The following is a 16,124-nucleotide window of genomic DNA, read 5'->3' as shown; positions in this document are numbered from 1 at the left end:
GGTGAAATCGTTATTAGAGAAGATTTAAAGCTCATAGAAGTGGAGGATTGTTTTGTCGAAACTGTAGATTCACAAAAAGTAAAGAGTGAGTGTATTGAATAACAGTAGCCTGAATTTGTCACAGGCATCTAAGTGGGTTCTGGGAAGCATATGAATAACTCATTTTACAAGTTGTTCGGATTGAACAGGCAGTTTCTTAGATCTAATTTGTAAACGTTTACAAATGTGGATTATTGATGAATGGAGGAGATATTAATGATGAAGAAAAAACTATATTCACTCTGTATGTTTCTTTCGATCCTTGCATTGATCCTTGCGGGGTGCGGAAGTGGGAAGGCTGAAGAAGGTGCAGATGGTACTGGTAGTAAAGTATCCGGAATTGTTCCGATGTATACGCCTGGAGCGGGAGGACCGAACTATATAATTTCTGCAGGGATTGGTCAAATTTTTAAAAATTCGAATGTGATGCCGGGAGTTGTTTTAACAACAGAAGCGATGAGTGGCGTTGTCGAAGGTACAAATCTATTGATAGATCGTTATAACCAAGGAAAGCCTGCATTTGCAGCTTTTACCGGAGAAGCACTAGCGCAAGCGGTACAGGGAGAACTTGAGCAAATTCCAGGCGAACACCCTGAATTGAAAGCGGTAGGCTGGATTAACTCAACTGTTAACCATGTCGTGGTGGCAAAAGACTCGCCAATTAAATCAATGGCAGATTTAAAAGGAAAACGGATCGGTGCCTTACCTCCGGGAGCGACAGCAACAAACCTTTTTAACGTAGTTCTCGAAGAAGGTTATGGCGTTAAGAGTAGTGATTACAAACATATTCCGATCGGCTATGCGGAAATTATTGAAGGCATTCAAAATGGGAGTATCGATGCAGGTGTATTACCAGGTAGCCTGCCAAATCCGAATGTAACAGAGCTTGCACAGTTGTACCCAATTCGAATTCTTGAAGTAGAAGAAGATATTTTGAAGAAAATGGTAGAAAGGCATCCTTATTTTTCATATGTCAATGTCGAAAGTGGAATGTATCCAGGTCAGGATGAAGATACATTAATGGCTGCATTTGAATCTGTCATTTATACACATGAAAAGACGGACGAAGAGCTTGTGTATAATGTTGTCAAAACAATTATGGAAAACGGAGAAGAGCTTCGGAAAGTACATCCATCCGCGAACATTAGTAAGGAAACGATCTTAAACGGAATAAAAACGCCTTTCCATTCAGGAGCTGAAAAATATTTTCAAGAAGTGGGAATTGAAGTAAATCAATGACGCAAAGAGCAGCCTGTGGTGAAGTAGTTATTTTACTGCAGGCTAATTTCTTACAGAAAGGACAAGAATAAATGAGAAAATGGCTAACGGGAATAATAGCAGTACTTGCTTTAGTTATGGCTTTCTTTCACTTATATTCTGGCGGAATCCAACTACTCCCGGCTACTCAACAACGGGCGATTCATTTAGGATTGGCTTTTGCTTTAGTTTTTCTTATCTATCCAATCTTTCAAAAGAAAGATGAGGATAAGAAAGCGGAGCAAAAAGGGATTTCGCTTTTTATCAATATCACTCTTGCCATGCTTTCACTAGGTGTTGGATTGTATATGACGGTCCGGTATTTAGAGCTACCGTTAGAGTTAAGCGCTCCATCATCGCTGACGTTAACAGTTGGAGTCTTGGTCATCCTACTGACGCTTGAAGTTGCAAGAAGGATGCTCGGTCTAGCACTTCCCATTATCGCAATTGTTTTTCTTGTATATGCCTTTATTGGCGATAAGCTACCTCTTATGATTCAACATTCGGGGTATTCATTCGAACGGATCATTACACAAATCGGTTTAACAAATCAAGGGATTTTTGGAATTCCATTGGGTGTTTCGGCGAGCTATATCGTTCTTTTTGTCATTTTTGGAGCTATGCTTGAACGCTCCGGTGCAGGTGCGATGTTTATGGACCTTGCACTCGCCTTGGTTGGACGATTCCGTGGTGGACCAGCAAAAGTATCGGTCGTTGCGAGTGCACTTTTTGGTTCGATTAGCGGAAGTCAGGTTGCAAACGTTGTCACAACAGGTGTTTTGACAATACCACTTATGAAACGCGGCGGTTATAAAAAAGACTTTGCCGGAGCAGTTGAAGCGGTTGCATCGACTGGCGGAATGATATTGCCGCCTGTGATGGGGGCTGTTGCTTTCTTAATGGCAGACTTTTTGCAAATTAGCTATGCGCAAGTGGCACTTGCCGCTGCAATTCCAGCCATTTTGTATTTTGTAGCTATTTTTATTATGGTGGACTTACGAGCTGCCAAAGATGGCTTAAAGGCAACAGAAGTTGAAAATAAAGTGGACTTGAAGCAATTATTGAAAACTAGGGGACATTTAATGTTGCCGCTTTTGTTGCTAGTTTACTTATTGATGGTTATGCAAATGCCTGCTACAAATGCTGCATTCTGGTCAATTGTTTCTGTACCTATTGTTTGTTTAATTCGAAAAGAAACTTGGATGTCCGTTCGTCAAATTTTGTTAGCGCTACAGGAAGGGATTAGATTGTCCCTCATGGTCGTCGCTGCATGTAGTTCGGCGGGGATTGTCATCGGTGTTATTGATATGACAGGAATGGGGCTACGTTTTTCAAGTGTTCTTCTTGATCTAGCAGGTGGAAATTTACTTCTGCTTTGTATACTAACGATGGTCGCTTCAATCATCATGGGGATGGGATTACCACCGGTTGCTTCTTATTTAGTGCTTGCGATTTTAGCAGCACCTGCAATGGTTGATATGGGAGTTCCTGCACTAGCTGCACATCTATTCATCTTCTATTACGGTACATTGTCGGCGATTACGCCGCCGGTCGCACTTGCTTCCTATGCTGCGGCAGGTATCGCACAATCAAGCCCGATGAAAGTATCACTTGTTTCTTGTCGATTGGCCCTCGTTGCATTTATCGTCCCTTTCATGTTTGTCTATGGGCCTGCCTTAATTTTAGTGGGATCAGTAAGTACAATTATTTTTGCGGCTATTACAGCATTGATCGGTGTCTATGCCATAGGCGTTTCGCTTGAGGGGTATTTTCTTACACGAGTGAATATTGTCAATCGGATGATTCTTTTTGCTGGAGCCATTTTATTGATTAACACAGCATGGCTGTCGTCGTTAATCGGGTTTGTTCTTGTTGCAGCCATTTTGTTATACGAGTGGAAATTAAAGGTGCCAGCGAAGCAGTCAATTGCAGTAGAATAAATTGATGGAAATAAAAAACTGATCGTAAATGCGTTGCCATTTCGATCAGTTTTTTTATTCTTCAACTTAAATCTAGAATGGAAAATTGTTTACACGAAAGTCAATGCTAGATCTAAACTAGTTCTTTGCTGTAGATTTAATCCAAATTGAAAAAAGTTGAAAATATTAACTATCACTGTATAAGGATGAGAAAAATATTTTTGAAATATCCAAAATACTTTTGACTAAAATGGTTAAAAGATATACAATGAATTCAATTGGAATTCCAAATATTCTTTCATGTAAATCATATATCATTTTATATATTCTTGGTCAAAGCAAGAATTAATTGAAAAAACCTATATGGTCTTTATGTGTTGAGTGGGTTGGAATCTATTGGGAATTTTTTATTCTTTTTTGAAAGGATCAGTGATACAGATGGTTAAGCTTGCTGTAAGAATGCTAGGAACAGGGAGTCCGCGTCCGGATTTGGAAAGGTCTGGGCCCGCACAAGTATTATGGATTGATGATCTTCCAATTTTAATTGATTGTGGGGAAGGAACAACGACTCAGCTATTGAAAGCAGGGATTCCTCCACAGACAATCAATCATCTTTGGTTAACACATTTACATTCGGATCATCTTTTTGGATACGCGCAGTTTTTAATTGGTGGGCAAGGAGATGGACGACGAGAGCTTACGGTCGTCGGTCCGGTTGGAACAAAGAAGTATCATGAAAGAATTTTACAATTGTATGAAGAAGATATTAACTATCGTTTATCGCTCGGCAGATCCCCTAAAGGTTTAATGGACGTAAAGATAATTGAGATCGAAGAGCCAGGTGAAATTTCGACTGATATTCCTGCAAAGGTGACAGCCGCCCAAATGGTTCATAATGTGACGACTTTTGGCTATCGCTTTGAAGTAGGTGGGAAAGTAGTCGTCATTTCCGGAGATACAGCACCTACACCCGAAATTGTGAAATTGGCTGCTGGTGCAGATCTTTTAGTACAAGACTCCGCTATAACGACTACGTCGGTTTACACAAAAGGTGAGAACAAAGAATTCAGTAAAGTATTTGAAAAACTGCAGAACGAGCATTGTACGCCAACACAATGTGGGGAGATTGCACAGGAAGCCGGTGTGAAGAAGCTTGTTCTTACACATTTTTTACCTGGGGCAGATGGCGATGAAGCATATGAAGAAGTAAAGAAAGTGTATGCAGGTGAGATCGTTATTGGGGAAGATTTGCAGATAATAGAAGTTGATGATGAGCCGGTAGAGAAGCCGAATTCAAAGATAAAGCGTGAGGTGCATTCATAATGAAGAAAACTGGATTTCTTTGTCACGAAAGCTATTTTTGGCATTATACAGGAAATGGTGCAATGATGGCACCCGTTGGAGGATGGATTGAGGCGGATGCACATTCAGAAAACCCGGCGACAAAGCGACGCGTTAAAAACTTGCTAGAAAGAAGCGGTTTTATCAACCAGTTGGAAGCGCTTTCCCCTAGGGTGGCGTTTAGAGAAGAAATTGAGTGGAATCACTCATCTGAATATATAGACCGTGTGGAAGAGTTAAGCAATACGACTGGTGGAGACGCGGGGGATTTAGCAATTGTAGGACCCGACTCTTATGAAATTGCATTGCTTTCTACGGGTGGTGCATTAACGGCAATTGACGCAGTAATGGAAGGAAAAGTTGAAAACGTTTACGCACTTACACGGCCACCGGGCCATCACGCCGAAAAAGAAAAGGGAATGGGCTTTTGCTTATTTAATAATGCTGCAATTGCTGCCAAGTATGCGCGCAAGAAGCATGGTGTGGAGCGCGTATTAATTCTTGATTGGGATGTTCATCACGGAAATGGGACGGAAAGTTCTTTTTATAATGATCCGAATGTCCTTTTCATTTCTCTTCATCAGGAATATACATTCCCACAAGGTAGAGGACTTGTAAATGCCGTGGGAGAGGGAAAAGGAAAAGGCTATAACGTCAATATTCCCTTGCCTGCAGGCACAGGCAACAACGGTTACTTATATGCGTTTGAGAAACTCATTGTCCCCATCGTTGATGAATTTAAACCAGAACTCATTTTGATTTCAGCGGGTCAAGATGCAAGCAAATTCGATCCATTAGGTCGGATGTTAGTCGATGCAGAAGGCTATAAACAAATGGCAACCATTATGAAACAGCTAGCTGAAAAACATTGTCACGGTCGACTTGTTGCATTGCATGAAGGCGGATACAGCGCGGCCTATGTTCCGTTCTGTACGTTGAAAATTATCGAAGGACTAAGCGGAATTGATAGTGGGGTAGAGGATCCATTTCCAGACGTTCATGTAGCACCTCTTTATGCAAATCAAAAAGAAGCCATTGATAAAGCTATCGACATTCAATCTGCATTTTGGGCAGTGTTAAAAGATAAAAAAGTACCCTCAAATGTATAACCTAAAAAAATAACAGAAAGAAGGATGAATAATGACAATTGTAAAAAGCGAAGTAACAACATACCAGCTCTACATAAATGGGGAATGGGTAAATCCTATTTCAAATGACTATTTTGACGTTGTGAGTCCGGCAACTGGAGCGGTCATTGCCAAAGCGGCTCATGGAGACGAACAAGATACGAAGTTGGCGATTGATGCTGCAGCTAACTCGTTTCCTGAATGGTCCCGCAAAACGAGTAAAGAACGGGCTACGATTTTAACGCGTCTCTACCAATTGATGCTAGACAATAGTGATAAGTTGGCGGAGAAAATTTCCGAGGAAATGGGAAAGCCCATTATGCAAGCACGTGGAGAAGTCCTGAATGCAGCTGACTATGTCCTTTGGAATGCGGAAGAAGGAAAACGTGTCTATGGAGAAATTATTCCTGCGGCCACTTCTGATAGACGACTTCAAGTCATTCAACATGCTGTTGGACCCGTTGCAGCAATTACGCCATGGAATTTCCCATTAGGAATGGTTGCTCGAAAAGTGGCCCCAGCTTTAGCTGCCGGTTGTACGGTCGTATTGAAGCCGGCAGAACAGACACCAGGAAGTGCAATCTTATTCTTCCAATTAGCAGAAGAAGCTGGAATACCAAAAGGCGTCATAAACTTAGTGACAGGTACGCCTGATAAGATCGGTGATGCTCTATTAACAGATAAACGAATTCGAAAAGTTACATTTACAGGCTCGACAAACGTGGGGAAAATTTTGTTGAAAAAAGCAGCGGATCAAGTGAAGAGAGTTTCGATGGAGCTCGGGGGACATGCACCCTTCATCGTATTTGAAGATGCTGACTTAGAACATGCGGCAGAACAACTTGCACGTAATAAGTTTTTGAACTGTGGTCAAACATGTATTTCGGCAAACCGTATTTATGTACAAGAATCTATTAAAGATCAATTTCTCACATTATTAAAAGTAAAAGTTGACAAACTGCAAGTTGGTTACGGTTTGGACGTGAATACACAAGTTGGACCATTGGTTAGTGCGGCAGGATTAAAGAAAGTGGAGGATCAAGTGAAGGATGCAGTTGCGAAAGGAGCACAAGTTGTAACGGGCGGAACAAAGCCTGATCTCAAAGGGTATGAAGAAGGTTTTTTCTACCAACCTACTATTTTAGCCGATGTCAATGAATCCATGCGCATTGCAAATGAAGAAACTTTTGGACCAATCGCACCTATCTATACGTTTGAAACGGAAGAAGAAGTGATTGCAAAAGCAAATGATACAGATTTCGGTTTGGCTGCTTATTGTTTTACAACAAACTTATCCCGATCGATTCGTGTATCGGAAAGCTTAGAATATGGCATGGTAGGTCTCAATGATATCGTACTTGCCCAAGTGGAAGGACCTTTTGGTGGCGTGAAGGAAAGTGGCATGGGACGTGAAGGCGGTCCAGACGGGTTAGCTGATTTCTTGGAGAAGAAGTTTATTTCGACAGTCTTTTAAACCTTAGATTATCCCATTACGCCCAGAATCGACTAAGAAGGCAGACTGGTGGTCAGCGAAAGAAGTAGTTTGTCAATAAAAACTAGAGCATAAGGAAACTATAGAAGGAGGGGAAAATATGTTTAAGAAAAATTTTCGGTGGGCGATGATGGTTTTCATTATGCTCATTTTCTTTATCCAATTCGTGGACCGAGTTATTATTTCAGTGGCAACTGGACCTATGATGGAAGAGTTTGGCTTATCGCCTTCACAATGGGGGATCGTTTTAAGTGCGTTTTTCTGGGGTCTTGTCCCATTTGGGGTGATTGCTGGGATAGCGGCGGATAGATATGGCTCTAAAAAAGTATTTACAGTAGGCGCAATCTGGTGGTCCCTTTTTACAGCAGCTACTGCTGGTGCTTTTAACTTTGTTTCTTTAATTATTGCGCGGATATTTTTTGGTGCAGGTGAAGGACCTTCTTTGTCTAATGGCGTCCGGATTGTGACAAACTGGTTTAGCCCAAAAGAGTATTCCTCCGCTTTAGGACTTGCTTTTTCGGCTGTCTATCTTGGACCAGCCCTAGCTACGCCGATCCTGGCTTGGATGATTATGGATTATGGTTGGCGTTTTCCTTTTATTGTGATGGGCATAGTTGGCCTTATTTGGACGTTTTTCTGGCATAAATTATTCACAGATCGTCCAGAGGCAAACAAAAGAATGAGTGATGAAGAAAAGGAATGGTTACTTCAAGAGCAAGGTGACTTAGCCAAGTTAGCAACATCGGGCGAGAAAAAGTCGGTTAAAGAATTATTGACGATTCCTAAAGGTGTACGCGGTACGATATTAGCGAATATGTGGGCATTTTTCTGTGTGGGATACGCTTTATTCTTTCTATTAACATGGTTGCCAGGTTATTTAAGTCTTGAAAGGGGCCTGGATTTAAAATCTATGGGATTTGCTCTTTCTGTGCCATGGATTGGTGCGGCACTTGGTCAGGCAATTGGCGGGAGATTAAGTGACACGATTTATAAACACACGAATAGCAGGCGTATTGCAAGGGCATACTGGACGGTCTTTTGGTTTTGTATCTTAGCTGCTAGTCTTGTTCTTGTTGTTCAATCTCAAACAGTAACAGGAGCGGTAGTTTTCCTAACAATTGGGGCAATGAGCTTGGCTTCAGCAGCTGCTCCACTTGGTGCAGTAGTAGCTGAAACAGTTCCGGAGAAGGCCGGTTCCATGGGAGGATTAGCTCAAGTTGCGCAAACACTTCCAGGGATTTTAGCTCCAATTATTACTGGTTTTATCGTTGAAGCCACTAATAGTTTCAGTAATGCATTTTATTTAGCAGCGGTTATTATTGCTTCGGGTGTCGTAATTGTAGGGGTATTCTCCCGTCCACCGGAAAGAAGAACAGAAGCCGATAACCCTGCCGTACCGATAAACGTACACTAACTAATTGGAAAAGGGAACCAATGCCTAAAAGTGAGAGGGGAGAAAAGAAAGTATGGCAATACAGATAAAAGATACGACAGCATCATTCCGTTTTACAGTTCCTACGATCGTGAAATTCGGTTGTGGAACTTCAGAAGAAATAGGCAGTGTTGTAAAAGAGCTTGCTGTTAAACAAGTGCTTTGTATTTATGATGAAGGCATAAAGAATTCAGGGATAGCCGATCAAATTATCAATCAATTACATCTAGAAGAGCTACAGGTAGTGGCATTTGAGAAAGTTACTGCTAATCCGACCGACTCTATCGTCACCGAGGCGGCTGAATTCGCTAAGGAACATGAAGTAGAAGCAATCATTGCGATTGGCGGCGGAAGTTCGATTGACTGTGCGAAAGCTGTAAATATCTTATTAACGAATCCTGGATCTATCCATCAATATGAAGGACGAGACACGGTTAAAATTCCAACGAAACCACTCATTGCTATTCCGACAACATCGGGTACAGGTAGTGAAGTAACAGCGGTTACTGTCATTACAGATTCAAAAAAATCAAGGAAAATGGTGATTGGTGGACAGCATTGCGGGGCAACGATTGCGTTAGTTGATCCTCTTCTTACTGTGGGTCTTCCACCTGCTGTAACAGCGGGAACTGGAATGGATGCGCTCACCCATGCAATAGAGGCCTATATTTCCAAAGGGGCATCTGTTATGACGGACATCAACGCATTAAAAGCCATTGAACTCATTTCGGGAAATATTTATGAAAGTACGAGTAGTGGAACAAATATTGAAGCGAGGTCGAATATGCTACTTGGTAGTTTAATAGCGGGCGTTGCATTTGATTCTGCAGGTTTAGGTCTTGTTCACGCTATTTCTCATCCTATCAGTTCTCACTGTGGTGTTCCGCATGGTACTGCAAATGCGATTTTACTGCCGCACGTTTTGGCTTTTAATGGCGTGGATGAAAGAGTTCGACGACAAATGAGAGATATTGCATCGAGCATGGGATTACCTATTCATGGCATAGACGATCAAGAAATCGTAAAGAGCATTGTTGAGAAAGTAACTGATTTAAATCACAAAGTCAACATTCCACGATTACGGGAAGCGGGAGTTAAAAAAGAAAATTTCACTACAATCGCTGAGGATGCTTTAAAAGAAAGAAGTATGACTTTCACTCCGCGAACAGCAACAAAGGAAGATATTATGGCAATTTTGAAAAATGCTTATTAACGTAAATGGGGGAGTTAAAATGAGTCTAGTGACAAATGAAGTAAATGTAGTGCAGCTAAGAGAGTTAGATAAAAAGCATGTTTTTCATCCAGTAACGAGTTTGAAACAACATCAGGAAAACGGACCTACCCTTATTATAAAAGAAGGAAAAGGAATTCACGTAACCGATGTGAACGGAAAACAATATATTGATGGGCTCTCTTCACTTTGGAATGTCAATGTCGGGCATGGACGAGAAGAATTGGCGGAAGTGGCAAAGGAACAAATGACGCAACTCGCCTATAGTTCTAGTTTCCAAGGGATGTCCCATGAACCGGCCATTCGCCTAGCCGAAAAGATTGCTTCGTTAACACCTGGGGATTTAAATGTTAGCTTTTTCACATCGGGCGGTTCAGAGTCGAATGACTCGGCATTTAAAATTGCACGACATTATTGGAAATTAAAGGGGAAACCGGAACGAAACAAGATTGTTGCGATGAAACGCGGATACCACGGCATTACGATTGGTGCTACGAGTGCAACGGGAATTGAACAATTTCAAAACATGGCGACTGCTCAGGCGCCTGGATTCGTTCATGCGACAACGCGTTTTAATACAAACTGTGAACTTGGAGATCGAACGGATCCAGATTTTGCTGGTAGCTTCCGGGGTGTCATTGAAAAAGAGGGTCCGGAAACAGTAGCAGCCGTTATTTTGGAGCCGGTTCAAGGTGCAGGTGGGCTATTCATTCCGCAAGATGGCTATTTACAAGCGCTTCGTAAACTGTGCGATGAATACGGAATTTTAATGATTACGGATGAAGTCATCACCGGTTTTGGCCGAACGGGCAAAATGTTTGGTGTGGACAATTGGGACGTGGTGCCTGATCTGATGTCGGTGGCAAAAGGTATTACGAGTGGCTATAGTCAGCTAGGTGCAGTCATTATTCGCGAATCACTAAGGGATGAGTTGGCGGAGTTGTCCGGTGATGGGATGTTCTTCCACGGCTTTACGTATAGTGGGCATCCAGTGGCTTGTTCGGTTGCGTTAAAAAATCTTGAGATTATTGAACGGGAAGATCTCGTAGCAAACGCGAAAAATATGGAAACTGTTTTGAAGAAAGGCTTTGCCTATTTAGAAGAGAAACATCCGATTTTCACGAAGTCAAGAGCGCTTGGATTGATGGCGGCTTTCGAATTATATAAAGACCGTAATAACGAAATACCTTTCAATCCATCTCTCGCAGTGGCCCCTCGATTTGTCCAAGAATGCACGAAAAGAGGTTTAATCATTCGTCCGGTTATTTTTGAAGGATCAAATACAATTGTAATGGCTCCTCCATTAACGATTACAGAAGAACAAGTAGAGCAAATGATTGCTATTTTTGATGAATCATTGACTGAGATTGCAACAAGCATTTCTTAAAAGAACACCGATCTGTGGAGAGGATGCATACATACATCTCTCCACAGATTTCAATGAAGTGAAAGCCAATTCGGATCTTTGTACCAGTAACTATCCCAATATTCTCTCATAAGGGAGGCTGTCAAATGGCTGGAAATATTGTAGGTAACGAACAAGGTTTGAAAAGAGTGCTACGAGCAAGAGATTTAGTTATTTTTGGTCTGATTTTTATCTCGCCTAACGCAGCGCAATCGTTATTTGGAGGATTAACCATTACTTCTAATGGGCATGGAGTCTTATCCGTTTTTATTGGACTTGTTGCCATGATCTTTACCGCGTTTAGTTACGGGAAAATGGCAGGCATTATACCAAAGGCAGGATCGACGTATAGTTATGCTACACATAGTTTAAATCCAAGTCTTGGTTTTATGGCAGGTTGGGCTATATTGTTGGACTACTTAATATTCCCAATGTTGGTGTATAAATTAAGCTCAACTTTTGCTATAGAGTTATTCACGTTTGTACCACTCTGGGTCATGTTATTACTCTTAATGATCCCGATGACTTACTTTAATTTTCGAGGGACTAAATTATCAGCTCATTTAAACTTATTGATGTTAATTTTAAAACTTGGAAGTGTTTTCTTATTTATAGCCTTTGCCATTTATGCATTGACGAGTGCTGATGGACTTGGAAGTATTTTTAGTTTAGATGGCGTTTACCAAAAAGAAACATTTTCGCTCAACGCTTTAGTGGCGGGCACTTCAATTGCAGTTCTTGCGTACCTTGGCTTTGATGCGATCACTGCACTTTCAGAAGATGCAATCGTATCAGGAAAGACAGTTGGTTTAGCCGTTATCATTACATGCGTAATTAGTGCATTTTTAATTGGCATCCAAGTGTATTTCATGACACTCATTCAAGGGAAGTTGGGGACGTTTGGAAATGAGGACACAGCATTTTATGAAATTGCAACTGCTGTTGGCGGAAGTGGATTGGCAGCTTTCACAACCGTTGCGCTGGTGATTACGGCGACAGCTACAGCGTTAGCAGGACAGGCATCTGGTTCACGCGTTTTATTTAGTATGGGGCGTGACAAAGCATTGCCGAGCTTTCTCTCTTATTTGCATCCGAAACATCAAACCCCAATCTACAGTATTTATATTTTAGCTGTAGTTGGTTATATTGGAGCACTTTTGATCCCAATTAGTGTGTTTTTTTTAATCGTCGTTTTTGGGGCTTTGGTAGGTTTTATTTTCGTCAACATCTCAGTGATCATTGAGTTTTATGTTAAAAGGAATGAAAGAAAAGGCAAGCAACTATTTGGTAGCCTTGTTTCTCCAATCCTAGGTATTATGGTTTGCTTGTACATATTGATTGGCATGGATCCGATTGGAAGAGTTATAGGATTCGGCTGGCTACTTCTTGGTGTTGTTATCCTCGCATTGAAAACAAAAGGATTCAGAAGGAGCTTGCCTAGTACGAAGGCAGAACTTAGTGAGGAATTATAACGCTTAGCCGTTCGAACATTACCTTATGAAATTGGAGGAGAAATCCAATTGGAAATTATCCGTTACGTAACGGTTTAGCGTAACAATATCTTGAGTTGTTAGGGGGATTGTAATGCGTTGGATTATTGTACTATTTCTGTTTTTGATGTACATCATCAATTATTCAGATAAGGCAATTGTAGGCTATGCTGCAGTTCCGATTATGGAAGATTTAGGCCTTAGTTTTGTGGAGTTCGGGATGGTTGGGAGCAGTTTTTACTGGTTATTTTCAATAGCAGGAATCGTTGGTGCTACGTTATCAGATAAAGTAGGGACAAAGAGAATGCTAACGGTAATGGCCATTGCCTGGACGCTTTCCCAATTTAGCGCATTTGTCATTTATAGTTTACCATTGCTCATATTTTCCCGTGTATTTCTAGGGGCTTTTGAAGGACCCTTTTTAGCGGTAGCTGTCAGCCATATTAGTAAATGGTTTCCACCAGAAAAACGGGCATTCGCTACTTCTCTCGTAGCAAGTGGGAGTATGGGGGCAAAATTGATGGCGCCTTTTCTTATTCTTCTTATCCATAGCTACAGCTGGCGTATAGGTTTTGGATTTTTAGGAGCACTCAGTCTGTTATGGGTTATTTTATGGATGATCTTTGGGCGAGAAAGACCTAAATATCAAGTAAGCGTGGATGTAATCCAAGAAAAATTGCCAAAGCTCACATGGGCGGAACTTTCTACTAAATTGCTTACGGTTAACTTCATCCTTACTACTTTAGTGTTCTTTTCGGCTTTTTGGGTTCTGTCGTGGGTGTTTGTTTGGATGCCGACGTATTTAACCGAAATTATTCATTTATCTCCGCTACAAATGGGGTACATTGTCGGGGGAATTGGCGTCTTTACTTCACTTGGCTCAATCGCGGTTGCCATGCTATCAGACCATGTGTTGAAGAAAACCAAAAGCCACCGGAAGTCCCGTGTATTCGTAGTTGGTATTTGCTTAGTCTTGGGATCCATTGCCTTTTTCTCCACTACGCTAATCAGCTCAACTGTAGGAGCAGTTATTGCTTTAGGGATGGGCTTAATGCTCGTAAATACAATATTCTCCATTGCCCCACAAATCGCCAATCAATTATTCCCAGAGCGGAAAGGATTAGCTTCAGGGGTATTAATTGGGCTAGCAAACTTGGCCGGCATTATCGGTCCGCTTGCTACGGGGTTTGTTGTTCAATTAGCGGGGGATAATACAGCACTCGGGTTTAATTATTCTGTAATATTAGCAGCTTCACTCGTATTAATTTTTAGTGTGATTTTCTTGATTTTTACGAATCCTGATAAAGAAACTCGTAAATCAGGCCAACTGATTAATGCGCCTGCGTTTATAAAGTAAGCACAAATATACTGTTCGCTCATTAAATGTTGCTAAATAAGGAAAGATAGGATTTACAATAAGGATTGGTATTTGTTCAAAAGGTGTTTGACTCAAGGATATTCTTTGGGTTAAACACCTTTTTGAATAGTAATAGAATAATAACTTTTGTCAAATCAACAATGGATTGTGCAATGTCAAAAGAATTTAGCAGATGTTACACTTTGATTATAATCATAATTTTCATATTAATAAATCATTTGGCGACTTGTTTCTGTAAAATGCACAACTATAAGAGGAGGTTTTTTAAATTGATCATTAAAGAATTGGAGCAAATTAAAGAAAAGTTGGATGAAGGCTATTATCCGCAATGGGTTGTAACGGATCCTAAGGTTTACAAGTTAGAACAAGAAAAAGTATTCGGGAAAACCTGGCAATTTCTAGGTCATGAATCTGAGTTAAAAGAAGGTGGAAGCTATATTACAAGAATGATGGTTGATGATCCGATTTTACTAATGAAAAATAGAAAAGGGGAAATAAAGGCATTTCTAAACTCTTGTTCTCATCGAGGGACAAGGCTTTGCACTGAAGATTACGGAAATAAGAAAGCGCATACATGCCCTTATCATGGGTGGACATTCAATCTTGACGGGGAATTGATTGGAATTGTGGCAGGTAATAAAGTGTATGGTGAAAAAATGGATAAAAGTGAGTGGGGACTACGACCAGTGCCTAGAGTAGAAAGCTATCAAGGAATGATATTTGGTAATCTCGATCCCAATGCGATGTCATTAGAGGACTACTTAGGGGATATGAAATTTTATTTTGACATTATGCTGGGTAGAAGTGATGGAGGAATGGAAGTAAGGGGAGTGCCGCAGCGGTGGATAGCGAAAGCAAATTGGAAAATGACAGCCGAAAACTTTGCAGCGGATCCGTATCATGTGCAGACAACACATCGATCCGCCACGGAAATGGAGTTAACACCGTCGGACCCATTATATGCGTCTTATGGACATCAAGTTGTTTTGCAAAATGGACATGGCATTAATGTCATTACTTCTGCAACTGGGGAATCGGCTAATAAATATCAAGGGATGCCGGAGGATATGTGGCCCATGTTTGAGAGGAATTTAAATGAACAGCAAATTGAAGTTTTCTCCAAAGTAACGAATTTTGTGGGCGGTGTTTTCCCGAACCTATCATTTCTCAGTTCAGGAAGCGGATCAGAAGGGGTTAAACACAATCATCTCAATTGGCGTGTGTGGCGACCAATAGCACCGGATAAAATCGAAATCTGGGTATGGTATATGATCGACAAAGCACTCCCAGAAGAGTATAAAGAAAAGTCTTACAAAGGGTTCCTCGCAACATTTGGAGCTGCAGGAACACTTGAGCAAGATGACACGGAGAATTGGGCGCGCATCATTGAGGCGAGTTCAGGTAGTATGTCGCGTGATCGGAAACTAAGTTATAACAATATGGCGAATTACTTAATGGGCTTTGATAATGTGGAAAGAGATGAAAACTTTCCAGGACCTGGTGAAGCGTATCCGACATGTTATACAGATCATATCGCTAGAAGTATGCATAAATACTGGTTAGAACTGCTGACGAAGGAATCCGGAGGTGAAGACTAATGCGAGAACTTATGCAAATGTCATTACAGGAAGAGATCACGCAATTTTATTATCGGGAAGCTTACTTATTGGACCATCGCAAGTATCGGGAATGGCTTGATTTGCTTACCGAGGACATTCAATACGTAATGCCGGTACGAGTAACTGTAGAGAATAAAAAGGGATCTAATTTAAATCATGATATGACCTATTTTTCGGATACGAAAAAAGACATTACGATGAAAGTAGAAAGACTTTATATGAAATCTGCTTGGGTAGATGATCCAGCTCCGAGACAGAGGCATTTTATTAGTAATGTGATGATTGAACAAACGGATAGCCCGGAAGAATATAAAGTAATCAGTTACTTTTCTTACGTTTAGTCAAGTGAATTTACGCACACTATTTACAAAAGTGGATTTGGACGAGTAGAAAT

General features: G+C 41.0%; 12 protein-coding genes. All 12 read left to right on the top strand.

The window, feature by feature from the left end:
* The first annotated feature begins 258 nt into the window (after window positions 1-258).
* The 12 genes from ACFPRA_RS12375 to ACFPRA_RS12320 all read left to right on the top strand — a co-directional run bounded on the left by ACFPRA_RS12375 (window position 259) and on the right by ACFPRA_RS12320 (window position 16,071).
* On the top strand, window positions 259-1,278 hold the full coding sequence (locus ACFPRA_RS12375) for a TAXI family TRAP transporter solute-binding subunit (RefSeq protein ID WP_381434958.1): 1,020 nt from the start codon (window positions 259-261) through the stop codon (window positions 1,276-1,278).
* Between the two features lie 71 nt (window positions 1,279-1,349).
* Window positions 1,350-3,236: a TRAP transporter permease gene (locus ACFPRA_RS12370; protein WP_381434955.1), complete on the top strand. Its 1,887-nt coding sequence runs from the start codon at window positions 1,350-1,352 to the stop codon at window positions 3,234-3,236.
* A gap of 417 nt (window positions 3,237-3,653) precedes the next feature.
* Entirely contained in the window at window positions 3,654-4,538 is an 885-nt protein-coding gene (locus ACFPRA_RS12365) for an MBL fold metallo-hydrolase (protein ID WP_381434953.1), read from the top strand.
* The gene (locus tag ACFPRA_RS12360) at window positions 4,538-5,665 is read left to right on the top strand and encodes a class II histone deacetylase (protein WP_381434950.1); all 1,128 of its coding nucleotides are present in this window, start codon (window positions 4,538-4,540) and stop codon (window positions 5,663-5,665) included. The genes ACFPRA_RS12365 and ACFPRA_RS12360 overlap by 1 nt, the downstream gene beginning before the upstream one ends.
* Window positions 5,666-5,696: 31 nt before the next feature.
* The gene (locus ACFPRA_RS12355) at window positions 5,697-7,157 is read left to right on the top strand and encodes an NAD-dependent succinate-semialdehyde dehydrogenase (RefSeq protein WP_381434948.1); all 1,461 of its coding nucleotides are present in this window, start codon (window positions 5,697-5,699) and stop codon (window positions 7,155-7,157) included.
* A 118-nt stretch (window positions 7,158-7,275) separates the two neighbouring features.
* Window positions 7,276-8,589, top strand: a complete 1,314-nt coding sequence (locus tag ACFPRA_RS12350) for an MFS transporter (RefSeq protein WP_381434945.1) — start codon at window positions 7,276-7,278, stop codon at window positions 8,587-8,589.
* 52 nt (window positions 8,590-8,641) lie between these two features.
* Window positions 8,642-9,820: an iron-containing alcohol dehydrogenase family protein gene (locus ACFPRA_RS12345; RefSeq protein ID WP_381434942.1), complete on the top strand. Its 1,179-nt coding sequence runs from the start codon at window positions 8,642-8,644 to the stop codon at window positions 9,818-9,820.
* Between the two features lie 19 nt (window positions 9,821-9,839).
* Entirely contained in the window at window positions 9,840-11,225 is a 1,386-nt protein-coding gene (locus ACFPRA_RS12340) for an aminotransferase family protein (RefSeq protein ID WP_381434940.1), read from the top strand.
* A gap of 125 nt (window positions 11,226-11,350) precedes the next feature.
* Window positions 11,351-12,715 carry an APC family permease gene (locus ACFPRA_RS12335; protein ID WP_381434936.1) on the top strand — a complete coding sequence of 455 codons (1,365 nt, stop codon included), beginning with the start codon at window positions 11,351-11,353 and terminating at the stop codon, window positions 12,713-12,715.
* 112 nt (window positions 12,716-12,827) lie between these two features.
* Window positions 12,828-14,090, top strand: coding sequence for an MFS transporter (locus ACFPRA_RS12330; protein ID WP_381434933.1), 1,263 nt, complete (start codon window positions 12,828-12,830; stop codon window positions 14,088-14,090).
* A 260-nt stretch (window positions 14,091-14,350) separates the two neighbouring features.
* Complete coding sequence (locus ACFPRA_RS12325; protein ID WP_381434931.1) at window positions 14,351-15,709, top strand: aromatic ring-hydroxylating oxygenase subunit alpha; 1,359 nt, start codon at window positions 14,351-14,353, stop codon at window positions 15,707-15,709.
* Window positions 15,709-16,071: an aromatic-ring-hydroxylating dioxygenase subunit beta gene (locus ACFPRA_RS12320; protein ID WP_381434928.1), complete on the top strand. Its 363-nt coding sequence runs from the start codon at window positions 15,709-15,711 to the stop codon at window positions 16,069-16,071. Before ACFPRA_RS12325 ends, ACFPRA_RS12320 begins: the two co-directional genes overlap by 1 nt.
* Window positions 16,072-16,124 lie beyond the last annotated feature (53 nt).

This window comes from Sporosarcina soli (genome assembly GCF_042655805.1).
GTDB lineage: Bacteria > Bacillota > Bacilli > Bacillales_A > Planococcaceae > Sporosarcina > Sporosarcina soli.
This window is presented reverse-complemented; position numbering and strand designations above follow the sequence as displayed.